The sequence below is a fragment of the Mycoplana sp. 10N416 genome (assembly GCF_056394765.1).
In genome coordinates, this window is sequence record NZ_JBFTIM010000007.1 from 266768 (window position 1) to 280930 (window position 14163).

Annotated in this window: 11 protein-coding genes; 8 read left to right on the plus strand and 3 right to left on the minus strand. The window is 62.9% G+C overall.

Annotated features, from left to right (window positions below; genetic code table 11):
* Nucleotides 1-3 precede the first annotated feature (3 nt).
* Nucleotides 4-927: a hypothetical protein gene (locus tag AC1DDS_RS16490; RefSeq protein ID WP_477479876.1), complete on the minus strand. Its 924-nt coding sequence runs from the start codon at nucleotides 925-927 to the stop codon at nucleotides 4-6.
* A gap of 165 nt (nucleotides 928-1092) precedes the next feature.
* Here AC1DDS_RS16490 and dnaG point away from each other — a divergent pair, with 165 nt between their 5' ends.
* Both dnaG and AC1DDS_RS16500 read left to right on the plus strand, forming a co-directional pair.
* The gene (dnaG, locus tag AC1DDS_RS16495) at nucleotides 1093-3060 is read left to right on the plus strand and encodes a DNA primase (RefSeq protein ID WP_477479877.1); all 1968 of its coding nucleotides are present in this window, start codon (nucleotides 1093-1095) and stop codon (nucleotides 3058-3060) included.
* 395 nt (nucleotides 3061-3455) lie between these two features.
* A complete protein-coding gene (locus AC1DDS_RS16500; RefSeq protein ID WP_477479878.1) occupies nucleotides 3456-3749 on the plus strand; it encodes an HdeA/HdeB family chaperone in 294 nt (97 codons plus the stop codon).
* Between the two features lie 288 nt (nucleotides 3750-4037).
* Here AC1DDS_RS16500 and AC1DDS_RS16505 read toward each other — a convergent pair whose 3' ends face one another.
* Nucleotides 4038-5207 carry an aldose epimerase family protein gene (locus AC1DDS_RS16505; RefSeq protein ID WP_477479879.1) on the minus strand — a complete coding sequence of 390 codons (1170 nt, stop codon included), beginning with the start codon at nucleotides 5205-5207 and terminating at the stop codon, nucleotides 4038-4040.
* A 482-nt stretch (nucleotides 5208-5689) separates the two neighbouring features.
* Between AC1DDS_RS16505 and AC1DDS_RS16510 the strand changes: the two genes are divergently transcribed.
* Together AC1DDS_RS16510 and recQ are read left to right on the plus strand one after the other, a co-directional pair.
* Complete coding sequence (locus AC1DDS_RS16510) at nucleotides 5690-6163, plus strand: VOC family protein (protein ID WP_477479880.1); 474 nt, start codon at nucleotides 5690-5692, stop codon at nucleotides 6161-6163.
* A 78-nt stretch (nucleotides 6164-6241) separates the two neighbouring features.
* The gene (recQ, locus tag AC1DDS_RS16515) at nucleotides 6242-8203 is read left to right on the plus strand and encodes a DNA helicase RecQ (protein WP_477479881.1); all 1962 of its coding nucleotides are present in this window, start codon (nucleotides 6242-6244) and stop codon (nucleotides 8201-8203) included.
* A 70-nt stretch (nucleotides 8204-8273) separates the two neighbouring features.
* On the opposite strand, the gene AC1DDS_RS16520 is transcribed toward recQ, so the two are convergent.
* Nucleotides 8274-8606, minus strand: a complete 333-nt coding sequence (locus tag AC1DDS_RS16520) for a hypothetical protein (protein WP_477479882.1) — start codon at nucleotides 8604-8606, stop codon at nucleotides 8274-8276.
* 445 nt (nucleotides 8607-9051) lie between these two features.
* Between AC1DDS_RS16520 and AC1DDS_RS16525 the strand changes: the two genes are divergently transcribed.
* The 4 genes from AC1DDS_RS16525 to rpoD all read left to right on the plus strand — a co-directional run bounded on the left by AC1DDS_RS16525 (nucleotide 9052) and on the right by rpoD (nucleotide 14136).
* Nucleotides 9052-10239, plus strand: a complete 1188-nt coding sequence (locus AC1DDS_RS16525) for a glycine C-acetyltransferase (protein ID WP_477479883.1) — start codon at nucleotides 9052-9054, stop codon at nucleotides 10237-10239.
* A gap of 33 nt (nucleotides 10240-10272) precedes the next feature.
* Nucleotides 10273-11310 carry an L-threonine 3-dehydrogenase gene (tdh, locus tag AC1DDS_RS16530; protein WP_477479884.1) on the plus strand — a complete coding sequence of 346 codons (1038 nt, stop codon included), beginning with the start codon at nucleotides 10273-10275 and terminating at the stop codon, nucleotides 11308-11310.
* Between the two features lie 17 nt (nucleotides 11311-11327).
* Complete coding sequence (locus AC1DDS_RS16535; protein WP_310419621.1) at nucleotides 11328-11675, plus strand: GFA family protein; 348 nt, start codon at nucleotides 11328-11330, stop codon at nucleotides 11673-11675.
* Between the two features lie 412 nt (nucleotides 11676-12087).
* The gene (rpoD, locus tag AC1DDS_RS16540; protein ID WP_477479885.1) at nucleotides 12088-14136 is read left to right on the plus strand and encodes an RNA polymerase sigma factor RpoD; all 2049 of its coding nucleotides are present in this window, start codon (nucleotides 12088-12090) and stop codon (nucleotides 14134-14136) included.
* Nucleotides 14137-14163: the final 27 nt, after the last annotated feature.

Below are 14163 nucleotides of genomic sequence, written 5' to 3' on the forward strand. Positions count from 1 at the left end.
CGCTCACGCCCGCGACGGTGGGATCTCGACTCCGTCGATGACCTCATGGAAAGCCATGTCGACGATCGCGTACTTTTCCGCTTGATACCGCAGATACTCCAGCAACAGTCGCCGCGACACCCAGACGGCACTTTGCCCGCGCCCCACGTTCCAGCCGAAGTCGCCCATTTCGGCGGCCTTGTCGAACAGTCGCTTCACATGGGTCCGGGAAATGTTGAAACGGCGCGAAACATCGTTGAGCGAGACGGTGCCGGCGGGGAGGCGTTCCGCCGCGGATCCGTCGACCTTGCCGCCGGTCTCGATCGATGCGATCAACTGGTCCATCACCATCCCGCCGGCGTTGGTCCAGGTGAACAGGTCGAAGGCGGGGCCCTGGCTGCGGACTCCGCGTGCTAGCAGCAGTTGCCCAGCCACCCTCGGCTGCAGGCGGCGGATCATAGCCGGATCGGAGCGGAAGCTTTCGGCGCGATTTCCCCCGTCGAGCCCGTCGAGCAGCGACAGGTGCAACTCGAGCCAGTGCGACATCGATCGATGCGTAACCTCGGTCAGTTGCAGCAACCGCTTGCGGCGATCGCCATGCGGCTCGACGGCGCGCGCGAAGCCGATGTCGACGATCTCTTTGATGAAATCGGCCGCCGTGTTGCGGCTTGCTACGTTGTTTTCGGTGAGCAGATCGATGAAGCGTGCCGCATAGAGACTGTTTGCAGGCTGGTGCCCGTCGCTCGTGCAGGCGAGGGCGTAGCCTGCGTGGCACATCAGCCAGCGCTGCTGCGAAGAGAACAGGGCACCGACGCGCGGGTCGTCGTCATGGAGCCGCAGGAGTGCCTGCGCCCCTTGCTGCACGGCAAGGAAAAAACGTGGATCGGCGACGAGAGCCGGAGGAGGGATCGGCATAGCGGTCCTGAACTGGAAGGCTGTCTTCCTCATCGCCCGGTTGTGGCGCCTCTGTCAATTCGGCTGACGGCAGATTGCCTCTGCACATCTTCTGTCGCGCACTGTTTCGCGCCGGGAACTTGTCCTATTGTTGCCTCCGCATTCTTCCCACTGTAGAGGCTGGCTCCCACCCGGCGGCGACGGAGACTACGTTTCATCATGCGCTTTTCCCCTTCCTTCCTCGACGAGCTTCGCGATCGCGTGCCGATATCGGCCGTGGTTGGTCGGCGCGTCACCTGGGACCGGAAGAAGACCAATGTCTCGCGCGGCGATTACTGGGCCTGCTGCCCGTTCCACGGTGAGAAGTCGCCGAGCTTTCACTGCGAGGATCGCAAGGGGCGCTACCACTGCTTTGGCTGCGGCGTGTCCGGCGATCACTTCCGCTTCCTCTCCGAGCTAGATGGCCTGAGCTTTCCGGAAGCAGTGCAGCAGATCGCCGACCTGGCCGGCGTGTCGATGCCCCAGCCCGATGCGCAGTCTGAGCGGCGCGAACGGGAGCGCACCTCGCTTCTCGACGTCATGGAGATGGCGACGGTCTATTTCCAGGAGCAGTTGCAGTCGGCTGCCGGCGCGCGTGCCCGCGCCTACTTGCGCGACCGCGGCTTGAGCGGGCGGACAATCGAGACCTTCCGGCTCGGTTACGCGACCGACGGCCGCAACGCGCTGAAGGAGCATCTGGCCGGCAGGGGCGTACCGAAGGAACAGATCGAGGCCTGTGGTCTCGTCGTTCACGGTCCGGAGATTCCGGTTTCCTACGACCGCTTCCGCGACCGCATCATGTTTCCGATCCTGTCGTCGCGCGAAAAGGTGATCGCGTTCGGCGGCCGCGCCATGTCGCCGGATGCCCCGGCGAAGTACCTGAACTCGAATGAGACCGAACTCTTCCACAAGGGCAACGTGCTCTACAACTTCGCCCGCGCCCGCAGGGCGGCGCAAGGAACAGGGACGATCATCGCCGTCGAGGGCTATATGGACGTGATCGCCCTGCATCAGGCCGGCATCGAAAATGCGGTGGCGCCGCTCGGCACCGCGCTGACCGAGAACCAGCTGGAATTGCTCTGGAAGATGACGCCGCAGCCGGTGCTCTGTTTCGACGGCGACGGGGCAGGGGTCCGCGCTGCCAACCGTGCCGCCGAACTGGCATTGCCACACATCAAGCCTGGCCGCACCGTGCGCTTCGCCCTTCTACCCGAAGGCAAGGATCCCGACGACCTCGTGCGTCACGAGGGGCGCGAGCCCTTCGACGCGGTCCTGGCCTCCGCCCGGCCGCTGGCCGAGATGATCTGGACCCGCGAGGCTGGCGGCGGAAGCTATGAGACGCCGGAAAGCCGCGCTGAGTTGGAGGCGCGACTGAAGCAGCTCGTCTCGGTGATCGCCGACGAGAACGTCCGCCGCCACTACCAGCAGGACATGCGCGACCGGCTGAATGCCTTCTTCCAGCCCGCAATGCGCCAGGGCGGCGAGCGGCGCGGCTTTGGTGGCCGCCAGCAGCGCCGCGAGGGCGGACGCGGTGCGGTCGGAACGCAATCCTCCACGCCCGCGACGATCTCCGACCGGCTGGCGCGCTCGACGCTGGTGCGCGGCGCCCAGGAGCTTCCTGCCTTGCGGGAAAGCGTTCTGGCGCTGACGATCGTCAACCATCCTCAACTGCTGTTCGAGGAATATGACGAGGTCGCAGCGATCGAATTCGACAATCGCGATCTGCAGCGGTGCTGGTCTGAGGTGCTCGGCATCGCCGCCTCGGCGGGCGACCGCCTGACGCGCGACCGACTGGTCGAGGAACTGGAGGCTTCGGACTTCGGCTCGATGCTGAAGGCGCTCGACCAGCAGATCCGCAATTCCCGCCTGTGGACGGCGACGGAGGAGGCCGCGGCCACCGACGCCCGCGAGGGCTACCTTCAGGCGCTGGCATTGCACAAGCGAACGCGCGCGCTGCTCTGGCAGCGCCGCGAGCTGGAGCGCGAACTGGCGGAGGCCACCGAAGAGGGGGACGGCGAGCGCGTGCCGCAGATCCTGCGCGCACTGCAGGAGGTGCAGATGGAAACCAAGCGCCTGGAAAACCAGGAAGCCATCATCGACGGCTTCGGCGTCATGTCCGGCCGCGTGAAGGGGCCGGCGAAAGGGTAGGGCTGACGGCAGCCGCGTGGCGCCAAAGGAATTTCCGGCAGCGCCGCTAAGCAAGCCGCCACTGCCGCAAGCCAGATCCCAGCGTACAACTACCATCTGTCGCTATATTCAGTTGCTCGCTCGCCATCCAAACGACCGCTGCGAGCCCAGACAGCGCTCATTCCGTGCAAAAATGGGCACACTACGGCGCAACTCAATCCTGACGCATCACATCTGTCGTAACACGAGTGTTTTCGCGAGCTTGTGCAACGGTATCGTGCTACTATTTTGGCTTCGAAACTGCGTTAATTGTGGCAAGAGCTGTTCTTGTCACTTATGTTGCACTCTCCACAGCGAACTCCAATAAGCGCAACCACTTGCCCCAGCAGGGGCGAGTTCTTTTATGGAGGACGACCATGAAACGCCTTTTTTCAATCGCACTCGCAGTTGCAGGTATCGGTCTTTCTGGCCAGTTGCTGGCGGCGGAAATGGACATGTCAAAGCTCACCTGCAAGGAGGTCGGTGCAATGGCTCCCGCCAAGACTCTTGGCGTCGCCATGTGGGTGAACGGCTATGTTCACGGTAAAGCCGGCAATCCCATGATTGACGGTGACAAGGCGCATGCCAACGCGGAGAAGGTCGTCGCCTACTGCAAGGAAAAGCCCGATACCACCTTGGCAGATGCGATAGAGGCGATTGCCAAGATGTAACGCAAGCTGCGAGGCACCGTCTTCGCTAATGTCACTATCGTGGCTCAAACGGGCAATGACCGGATCTCATTCTCTTTCCCGAGAGATGTCAGCAGCACAATGAAGAGCTGAAAACGTCATTGTCGATCTCCATCGCCACCCGCCCCCGGATGACATTCCGGGGGCGATATAGGGAACGACCTGACAATTACCGGTTCTCCAAGCCGGTGATACGCGTCCGTACCACCGACATCACAATCACGGCCTCCGCAGTCCATCACCGCCCGATCCGCAAGCCTGCCCGCAGCGTTAGGACGCGTCGGTGGTGAACTTGTGTACCGTCGTCGACTTCAGCGTCTCGCCCGGTTTCAGCACGGTCGTCGGAAAGTCCGGCTTGTTCGGCGAATCCGGGAAGTGCTGCGTCTCCAGGCAGAAGCCGTCGGTCTGGCGGTATTGCTGGCCGGTCGGGCCGACAAGCGTCGAATCGAGGAAATTGCCGCTGTAGAACTGGACGCCCGGCTCGGTGGTCGAAATCTCCATGATCCGGCCTGAGCGTGGTTCGTAGACGCGGGCGGCGAGCGAAAGCCCGTCCCCCGACCGGTTCAGCACGAAGTTGTGGTCATATCCGCGGCCATAGACCATCTGCGGGGCGCTTGAGCGGATGCGTGCGCCGATCGGTGCCCCCTGGCGGAAGTCGAACGGCGTCCCGGCGACGGAGGCAAGTTCCCCCGTCGGGATCAAGGTCGCATCGACCGGCGTGTAGCGATCGGCGTTGATCGTCAGGATGTGGTCGCCGATCCCGCCCGTGCCTTCGCCGGCGAGATTGAAGTAGGAGTGGCTGGTGAGATTGGCGACGGTCGGCTTGTCCGTCGTCGCCTCGTAGTCGATCCGCAGCTCGTTGTCGTTGGTGAGGGTATAGACGACCTGCACCTTGAGCGTGCCGGGGTAGCCTTCCTCGCCATCCTTGCTCGTGTAGCTGAGCTTTGCCGCGGCCCCGCTCGCGTCGGTCTGCGGCTCGACCGTCCAGACGACCTTGTCGAAGCCTTTCTTGCCGCCATGCAGGCTGTTGGGCCCGTTGTTGGCGGCGAGCTGGTGCTCCGTGCCGTCGAGCGTGAATCTCGCGCTGCCGACGCGGTTGCCGTAGCGCCCGATCAAGGCGCCGAAATAGGGGTTCTTGGCTTCGTAGTCGGCCAGGTCCTTGAAGCCGAGCACGACGTTGCCAAGCCTTCCCCACCGGTCGGGCACGTTGATTTCCGTGATGATGCCGCCATAGGTGATGAACTTGACGGATGCGCCCTTGTCGTTGGTGAGCGTGTAGAGTTCGACGGCCTTGCCGTCCTGGGTGTTTCCGAATGTGGTCTTGTCCACGGAACCGGCTCCGGCGCTCGTTCCCGTCAGCAGCACACTCATGGTGAGCACGGCCGCGCCGAAAACTGGTTTATGCCACGCATGCGATGTGTTGGGATGGACCTGCGTCATGGCTTCCTCCCTCGCTAGAGCATGTTTCCCGAAAGTGGAAACCAAATTCGGGAGAGAGACATGCGTGAATAGAAGAATTGCAGCGCAAAGAGCGAATTTCTGAATCGCGATGCGCTTTAGGTCTCTTCCCATCGGCCTCGCACCAGCCGCGGGGAACGAAATTCTAAACTCATCCGCGCACAAGGGTAAGCGCGTCATGGTAGAAGGTTGTACAACAATACCGTGCAAATGGCGTGCGCGAGTTCGGCGACGGGTCCTGAGCCTTCAAGCTGGAGGTGCGCGCCTTGAGGTGGAAGGGCAGGGTGACCCGTCGGCTGGTTGCGTGTAGACTCGGACGCCCATGGTGCCTCCGACATTCCTCGCGCTAGGGAAGAGTCTGGTTTCTGTTTCCGAGTGAAAAGGCAAGTCTTCGATTACTGAGTCATACGTGCTGGGAACAGGACGAACAGTTTCAGAACGAGGTTTACCGAAAGGAACAGGCAATGGCGAAGAACACGATTTGCCTTTGGTTCGATAAGGACGCCGAGGCTGCCGCTCGCTTCTACTGCGGGATCTTTCCTGACAGCCGGATGGGGGCCGTGTTCCGCGCGCCCAGCGATTACCCATCCGGCAAGGAGGGCGACGCGCTGACGGTCGAATTCACCGTCGCTGGCATTCCCTGTCTCGGCCTGAACGGAGGGCCCGCATTCACGCACAACGAAGCTTTCTCGTTCCAGATCGCCACCGACGATCAGGAGGAAACCGACCGCTACTGGCATGCCATCGTCGGCAACGGCGGCCAGGAGAGCGCGTGCGGTTGGTGCAAAGACAAGTGGGGGATTTCCTGGCAGATCACGCCGCGCGTCTTGACTGACGCGCTGGCGATCGGCGGCGCCGAAGCAAAGCGCGCCTTTGATGCCATGATGACGATGGGGAAAATCGACGTTGCGGCGATCGAGGCGGCGCGGCGCGGTTGACGCGCCATCGCGTCTTGCGAGCTAGGTCCTGAGCCTAAATTGCTGCCCGAGCGGTTTTTTGACCGGATCGGGTAGTCTATGACGCTTCCGAGTTCGGTCATCACCTCTTGCGCCACTGCGCCGTCTGACGATGATGCGCGGGCGATTCCCCGAAAGAGACCGATGCCGCACGACAGACCCGACCCGCCATTCTCCACCGACCGGCTCTTTGCCGCCGCCCGCACGCCGCTCGACGTGCTCAAGCGCGTCTATGGCTACGACGCTTTTCGCGGCAAGCAGCAGGCGGTCATCGAGCATGTGACGGCCGGCGGCGATGCCGTCGTGCTCTTCCCGACCGGAGCGGGCAAGTCGCTGTGCTTCCAGATTCCGGCGCTATGCCGCGACGGGATCGGCATCGTCGTCTCGCCGCTGATCGCACTGATGCGCGACCAGGTAGAGGCGCTGAAGCAGCTTGGCGTGCGCGCCGCGGCACTCAATTCCTCGCTGTCGCGCGAGGAGGCGGTCGCCGTCATGCGCGCGGTTCGCACCGGCGAGCTCGACCTTTTGTACGTCACACCCGAGCGCATCGTCACCGAGGGCTTTACCGATCTGATCGGCCAGACCCGCATCGCGCTTTTCGCCATCGACGAGGCGCATTGCGTCTCGCAATGGGGTCACGATTTCCGCCCCGAGTACCGTGCACTCGACTGCCTCGCCGAGCGCTACCCCGGTGTGCCGCGCATCGCGCTGACAGCCACCGCCGATCCGCACACGCGCGAGGATATCATCGAACGGCTGTCGCTTGAGGGTGCCGAGGTCTTCACCACCTCCTTCGACCGGCCGAACATTTCCTATGACATCGTCGAGCGCGACCAGCCGCGCCAGCAACTGCTGCGCTTCCTCTCCCGCCACAAGGATGCCAGCGGCATCGTCTACTGCCTGTCGCGCGCCAAGGTGGAAGACACGGCGGAATGGCTGGACAAGCAGGGGATCCGGGCGCTGCCCTATCACGCCGGTCTCGACCGTGCCGTTCGCGACGCGCATCAGGATGCGTTCCTGAAGGAGGAAAACCTCTGTCTCGTCGCCACGGTCGCCTTCGGCATGGGCATCGACAAGCCGGACGTGCGCTATGTCGCCCACCTCGACCTGCCGGGCTCGGTCGAAGCCTACTACCAGGAGACCGGCCGCGCCGGCCGCGATGGCCAGCCGTCGGAGGTCTGGATGGCCTACGGCATGGCCGACGTGATGCAGCGCCGCCGGATGATCGATGAAGGGGACGCTGCCGAGGAGATCAAGCGCGTCGAGCGCGCCAAGCTGAACGCGCTGCTCGCCATCTGCGAGACCGCCTCTTGCCGAAGGCAGGCGATCCTGGCCCATTTCGGCGAGGCCCATGGCGGCGGCTGTGGCAACTGCGACACCTGCCGCAATCCGGTCGAGACCTGGGACGGCATGGAGGCAGCGATCACGGCGCTCGCCGCCGTCTACCGCACCGGCGAGCGCTTCGGCACCGGCCACGTCATCGACGTGCTGATGGGCACCGTCAACGAGAAGACCGAGCGCTTCGGTCACGTCGACATTCCCGTGTTCGGGGCCGGCAAGGATCGTCCGGCCCGCACCTGGCAGTCGGTGTTCCGCCAGTTGCTGGCCATGGGTCTGATCCGCGTCGACCACACGGCATTCGGCGCGATGAAGCTGGAGCCCGACGCGCGTGCCGTCTTCCGCCGCGAGCGCGAGGTGCGGTTCCGCAAGGACCGGCCGGTTTCGGCCAAGGCGGCGAGGGGGCAGAAATCGGCCTCCGCCCGCGAACGCGCCGACCTCGCTGGCTCCGATCTCGAACTGTTCGAAAAGCTGCGCGCGGAGCGCCTGTCGATCGCGAAGGAGCTCGACGTGCCGCCCTATGTCGTTTTTCCCGACGCCACGCTGATCGCGCTCGCCAAGGAGCGGCCGCGCGACTGGGACGAACTGCTCGACATTCCCGGCATCGGTCAGAGCAAGCGCGAGCGCTTTGGGGAGGCGTTTTTGCGGGTGATCGAAGATTATGTCGACTCACCGCTTCCTTGAGGGGGCCGAGGGTCGCCGCATGTTTGGGGACAATTGCGGAATTATGTAGCTAAACCAACGTTGGCCCATTCTAGCCGCAGACCCAGACTTCTCTCCAGCGCCATCCATAATACGTCAGCACCTGATGGGGCTGCCAGCAGGAACCGTATGGCAGGTAGGCGTAAGGGGCGAAGCCGTAGTCGAAGAAATCTTCGTCGTCGTGATCATGGAAGTGACGATGGAAATCTCTGTCGTGGAACCGTCCGAAATCCCCGCCTCGGAACCGTTCGCCACCACCACCGTGGAAGTCGCGAGGGCCTCCGCCTTGGAATCCGCTGCCGCCGTGCATTGCCGCCATCCCGGGCGCGACGCCCGCGCCTAGGGCGACAGAAGCGACAAGTGCGAAAAGAGCGTTGCGCAACATGTCAGTCTCTCCTCGATGTTGACTCGACGGGAGGCAGCTATCGGTGACTGACTACGCTTGGCGAGCCGCAGTTCTCGCATTCGTGGAATCATCTGCAGCTTGGGATTGGCGATGCCGCTCATTTTCGAGCCCGCCTCCACGCTCCTTACTTTAGGCTTTACTACTTCAATATGCAATTTGCCGCTTGGAATGGTAGCGCGATCGTTACCGAACGTTACCTGGGTCTAAGGAGCTCGGTTCGGGTCGCGCCTGCCCGCTCACCTGCATGAAAGGCGGCGACCGCTTTTGGCCCAAAGCGGACTTCGCCCCGCACGGGCGCCCCACGGGAGAAACGTGGTGGGGCTGCCCCGGGGATTTGCGGCAAAACTACACGCTTGCCGGGCTGTATCCGGATGGCCGGCGTGCTAGAACGCCATGATCCTGCGTTCTCTAGGAGACTTGGCCGATGACCACCGCGTTCCTCTCTCACCTGCGCGCTGAACTCGAAGGGCTAAAGGCCGGCGGCCTCTACAAGTCCGAGCGGGTCATCACCTCCAAGCAGGCGGGAACGATCGAGGTCGCCTCCGGGGCGCGCGTGCTGAACTTCTGCGCCAACAACTATCTCGGTCTTGCCGACAGCGAGGAACTGGCGGACGCCGCGAAGAAGGCGCTCGACCGCTATGGCTACGGCATGGCCTCGGTGCGCTTCATCTGCGGCACGCAGGAGGAGCACAAGCAACTTGAGGCGAAGATCTCGTCTTTCCTCGGGATGGAGGACACGATCCTCTATTCCTCCTGCTTCGACGCCAACGGCGGGCTGTTCGAGACGCTGCTGTCCGAAGAGGACGCGATCATCTCGGACGCACTGAACCATGCCTCGATCATCGACGGCGTGCGCCTCTCCAAGGCGAAGCGCTTCCGCTACGCCAACAACGACATGGCGGCGCTCGAGGAGGAACTGAGGAAGGCCGAGGGTAGCCGCTTCAAGCTGATCGCCACCGACGGCGTCTTCTCCATGGACGGTATCATCGCCAACCTGCAGGGCGTCTGCGACCTCGCCGAAAAATACGGCGCGATGGTCATGGTCGACGACAGCCACGCCGTCGGCTTCGTCGGCAAGCATGGTCGCGGATCGGCCGAGCATTGCGGCGTCGAGGGCCGCATCGACATCATCACCGGCACGCTGGGCAAGGCGCTCGGCGGCGCCTCTGGCGGCTACACGTCCGCAAAAGCCGAAGTGGTCGAGTGGCTGCGCCAGCGCTCGCGCCCCTATCTGTTTTCCAACACGCTGGCGCCGGTCATCGCCGCCGCATCGCTTAAGGTTTTCAACCTCATCGAAAACGGCGATGCCCTGCGTGCCCGCCTCTATGCGAACGCCGATCTCTTCCGCGCCGAGATGACGAAGCTCGGCTTCACGCTGGCCGGCGAGGGGCATCCGATCATTCCGGTGATGCTGGGCGATGCGGCGCTGGCGCAGGCGATGGCGGCAAAAATGCTGGAGAAGGGCGTTTACGTGATCGGCTTTTCCTTCCCCGTCGTGCCGAAGGGCCAGGCCCGCATCCGCACCCAGATGTCGGCGGCACACAGCGAGGCTGACGTCAGGAAAGCGATATCCGTCTTCGCTGAAGTCGGACGTGAACTCGGCGTCATTTGAAGAGTCTTCTGAATCCTTTGCGGAGATTTCGTCATGTCGAACATGATGCGTGCGCTGGTCAAATCGAAACCCGAGGCCGGCTTGTGGATGGAGAATGTGCCGGTGCCGGAACCCGGCCCGAACGACGTGCTGATCCGCGTGAAGAAGTCGGCCATCTGCGGCACCGACGTGCACATCTGGAACTGGGACCACTGGGCGCAGAAGACTATTCCGGTGCCGATGGTGGTCGGCCACGAGTTCGTCGGCGAGATTGCCGAGATCGGTTCGGCCGTTACCAAGTACCACGTCGGCGAACGGGTCTCCGGCGAGGGCCACATCGTCTGCGGCAAGTGTCGCAACTGCCGCGCCGGACGCGGCCACCTCTGTCACTACACGCAGGGCGTCGGTGTCAACCGGCCCGGCTCCTTCGCCGAGTTCGTCTGCATCCCCGAGCACAACGTCGTGCCGATCCCCGACGATGTTCCGGACGAGGTGGCGGCGATCTTTGATCCGTTCGGCAATGCCGTCCACACCGCACTCTCCTTTGATCTCGTCGGCGAGGACGTGCTCGTCACCGGCGCCGGGCCGATCGGCATCATGGGGGCAATGGTCGCCAAGCGCTCCGGGGCGCGCAAGGTCGTCATCACCGACATCAACCCGGTGCGGCTCGAACTCGCTCGCAAGGTCGGCATCGATTACGTCGTCGATGCCTCGAAAGAAGACCTGAATGAAGTGATGGCCAAGATCGGCATGACCGAGGGTTTTGACGTCGGGCTGGAAATGTCGGGCGCGCCGCCCGCCTTCCGCTCGATGATCGATGCGATGAACAACGGCGGCAAGATCGCCATCCTCGGCATCGCGCCGGACGGGTTCGGCATCGACTGGAACAAGGTGATCTTCAAGATGCTGACGCTGAAGGGCATCTACGGCCGCGAGATGTTCGAGACCTGGTACAAGATGATTGCCTTCGTTCAGGGTGGGCTGGACCTGTCGCCGATCATCACCCACCGCATCAGGATCGATGAATTCCGCGACGGCTTCGAGGCGATGCGCTCCGGAAACTCCGGCAAGGTGGTGCTGGATTGGCACTAGAAAGGGAGATGACGCAAATGAAGTATGAAGGAAGCTGCCACTGCGGCAACGTCGCCTTCGAGGTCGAAGGCGAATTCGACACGGCGATGGACTGCAACTGCTCCATGTGCCGCCGGCGGGGCGGCCTTCTCGCCTTCGTGCCGCGGGACAAGCTGGTGCTGACTGTTCCCGAAGCGAACGTGTCGACCTACCAGTTCAACCGACATGTCATCCGTCATCACTTCTGTGCCGTGTGCGGCATCGCGCCCTATGGCGAGGGAACGGATGGAAAGGGCAACGAGATGGCGGCGGTCAACCTGCGCTGCATCCCGGCAATCGACCTCGATGCACTATCGATCACCAAGGTCGACGGGCGGTCGTTCTGACGTTATGAGGGCGTGCGAATCGCCGATCTCGGGAGCGGTCGAGCGCGGGCCCTTGTCTTTTCCGCGACCATCCCTACATGTTGTGCAGCAATCGCAACCGACGCCTTTGGCCTTGAAGACCCGAATCAAAGGGTTTTCAAGGTTTTTTGGCGGAAGAGCTTGACGGAACCGAAAATTCTGGGAATCACCATTTCTGGCACAGGTGAGATGGGTACGGCGGATCGGGAGTTCATGTCAATCGTGTTGCCGAGGCAGCATGTCCGCGACCTTCGAAGGCAAGGCGTGGTTAATCAGGATTTAAGTTTCATTCCGTTAGGTCAGTGAAACTGGTTGGCACGGCGCCGGCATGTGGGCTGGCGCCTGCGCAGTTCCCAACGGTACGAACCAGATACTCCAGGAAAGCGAAGAATAGATGGCAACCAAGGTCAAAGAAAACGAAGAAGCCGAAACCGAACGCGAAGGTGCTCCGGACGGCCCGCTTCTGGATCTTTCCGATGATGCCGTCAAGAAGATGATCAAGGCCGCCAAGAAGCGCGGCTACGTCACCATGGACGAACTGAACTCGGTGATGCCCTCGGAGGAGGTCACCTCCGAGCAGATCGAGGACACCATGGCGATGCTGTCCGAAATGGGCATCAACGTCATCGAGGACGAGGACGCCGAGGAAGCGCAGGGCGGCGACGACGACAGCGACGACGACAGCGAGAGCGAGGGCGGCGAAATCACGTCTTCGGGCGGCACCGCGCTTGCGACCGCCAAGAAGAAGGAGCCGACCGACCGCACGGACGACCCGGTTCGCATGTACCTGCGCGAAATGGGCTCGGTCGAGCTTCTGTCGCGCGAGGGCGAAATCGCCATCGCCAAGCGCATCGAGGCAGGCCGCGAGACGATGATCGCCGGTCTCTGCGAGAGCCCGCTGACCTTCCAGGCGCTGATCATCTGGCGCGACGAACTGAACGAGGGCCAGACGCTGCTGCGCGAGATCATCGATCTCGAAACGACCTATTCCGGACCGGAAGCCAAGGCCGCGCCGCAGTTCCAGAGCCCGGAAAAGATCGAAGCCGACCGCAAGGCGGCGGAAGAGAAGGAAAAGGCCAAGAAGAGCCGCGCCGGCAGCGACGATGACATCACCAATGTCGGTGGCGACATGCCGGCGCCGGAGGAAGAGGAAGAGGACGACGACGAGTCGAACCTCTCGCTCGCCGCCATGGAAGCCGAGCTCCGTCCGCAGGTGATGGAGACGCTCGACACGATTGCCGAGACCTACAAGAAGCTGCGCAAGCTGCAGGACCAGCAGGTGGAAGCCCGCCTTGCTGCCACCGGCACGCTGTCGCCGGCCCAGGAGCGCCGCTACAAGGAGCTGAAGGACGAACTGATCACGGCGGTGAAGTCGCTGTCGCTCAACCAGAACCGCGTCGACAGCCTCGTCGAGCAGCTTTACGACATCTCCAAGCGGCTGATGCAGAACGAAGGGCGCCTGCTGCGTCTTGCTGAAAGCTACGGCGTCAAGCGCGACTCGTTCCTGGAGCAGTATTCCGGCGCCGAACTCGATCCGAACTGGATGAAGTCGATCGGCAACCTTGCCGCCAAGGGCTGGAAGGAGTTCGCCAAGGCCGAGAACGCGACGATCCGCGACATTCGCCAGGAGATCCAGAATCTCGCGACCGAAACCGGCATCTCGATCGCCGAGTTCCGCCGCATCGTTTCGATGGTGCAGAAGGGCGAGCGCGAGGCGCGTATCGCCAAGAAGGAGATGGTGGAAGCCAACCTCCGTCTGGTGATCTCGATCGCCAAGAAGTACACCAACCGCGGCCTGCAGTTCCTGGACCTGATTCAGGAAGGCAACATCGGCCTGATGAAGGCCGTCGACAAGTTCGAGTACCGCCGCGGTTACAAGTTCTCGACCTATGCCACCTGGTGGATCCGGCAGGCGATCACCCGTTCGATCGCCGACCAGGCCCGCACGATCCGTATTCCGGTGCACATGATCGAGACGATCAACAAGATCGTCCGCACCTCGCGGCAGATGCTGCACGAAATCGGCCGCGAGCCGACGCCGGAGGAACTGGCCGAGAAGCTCGCCATGCCGCTCGAGAAGGTCCGCAAGGTCCTGAAAATCGCCAAGGAGCCGATCTCGCTGGAAACGCCGGTCGGTGACGAAGAAGATTCACACCTTGGCGATTTCATCGAGGACAAGAACGCGCTGTTGCCGATCGACGCCGCCATCCAGGCGAACCTGCGCGAAACGACGACCCGCGTGTTGGCCTCGCTGACGCCGCGCGAGGAGCGCGTCCTGCGCATGCGCTTCGGCATCGGCATGAACACCGACCACACGCTTGAAGAGGTCGGCCAGCAGTTCTCGGTCACCCGCGAACGCATCCGCCAGATCGAGGCGAAGGCGCTGCGCAAGCTCAAGCATCCGAGCCGCTCGCGCAAGCTCAGAAGCTTCCTCGACAGCTGATCGAAGCGCAGCGACAGATATCGCACA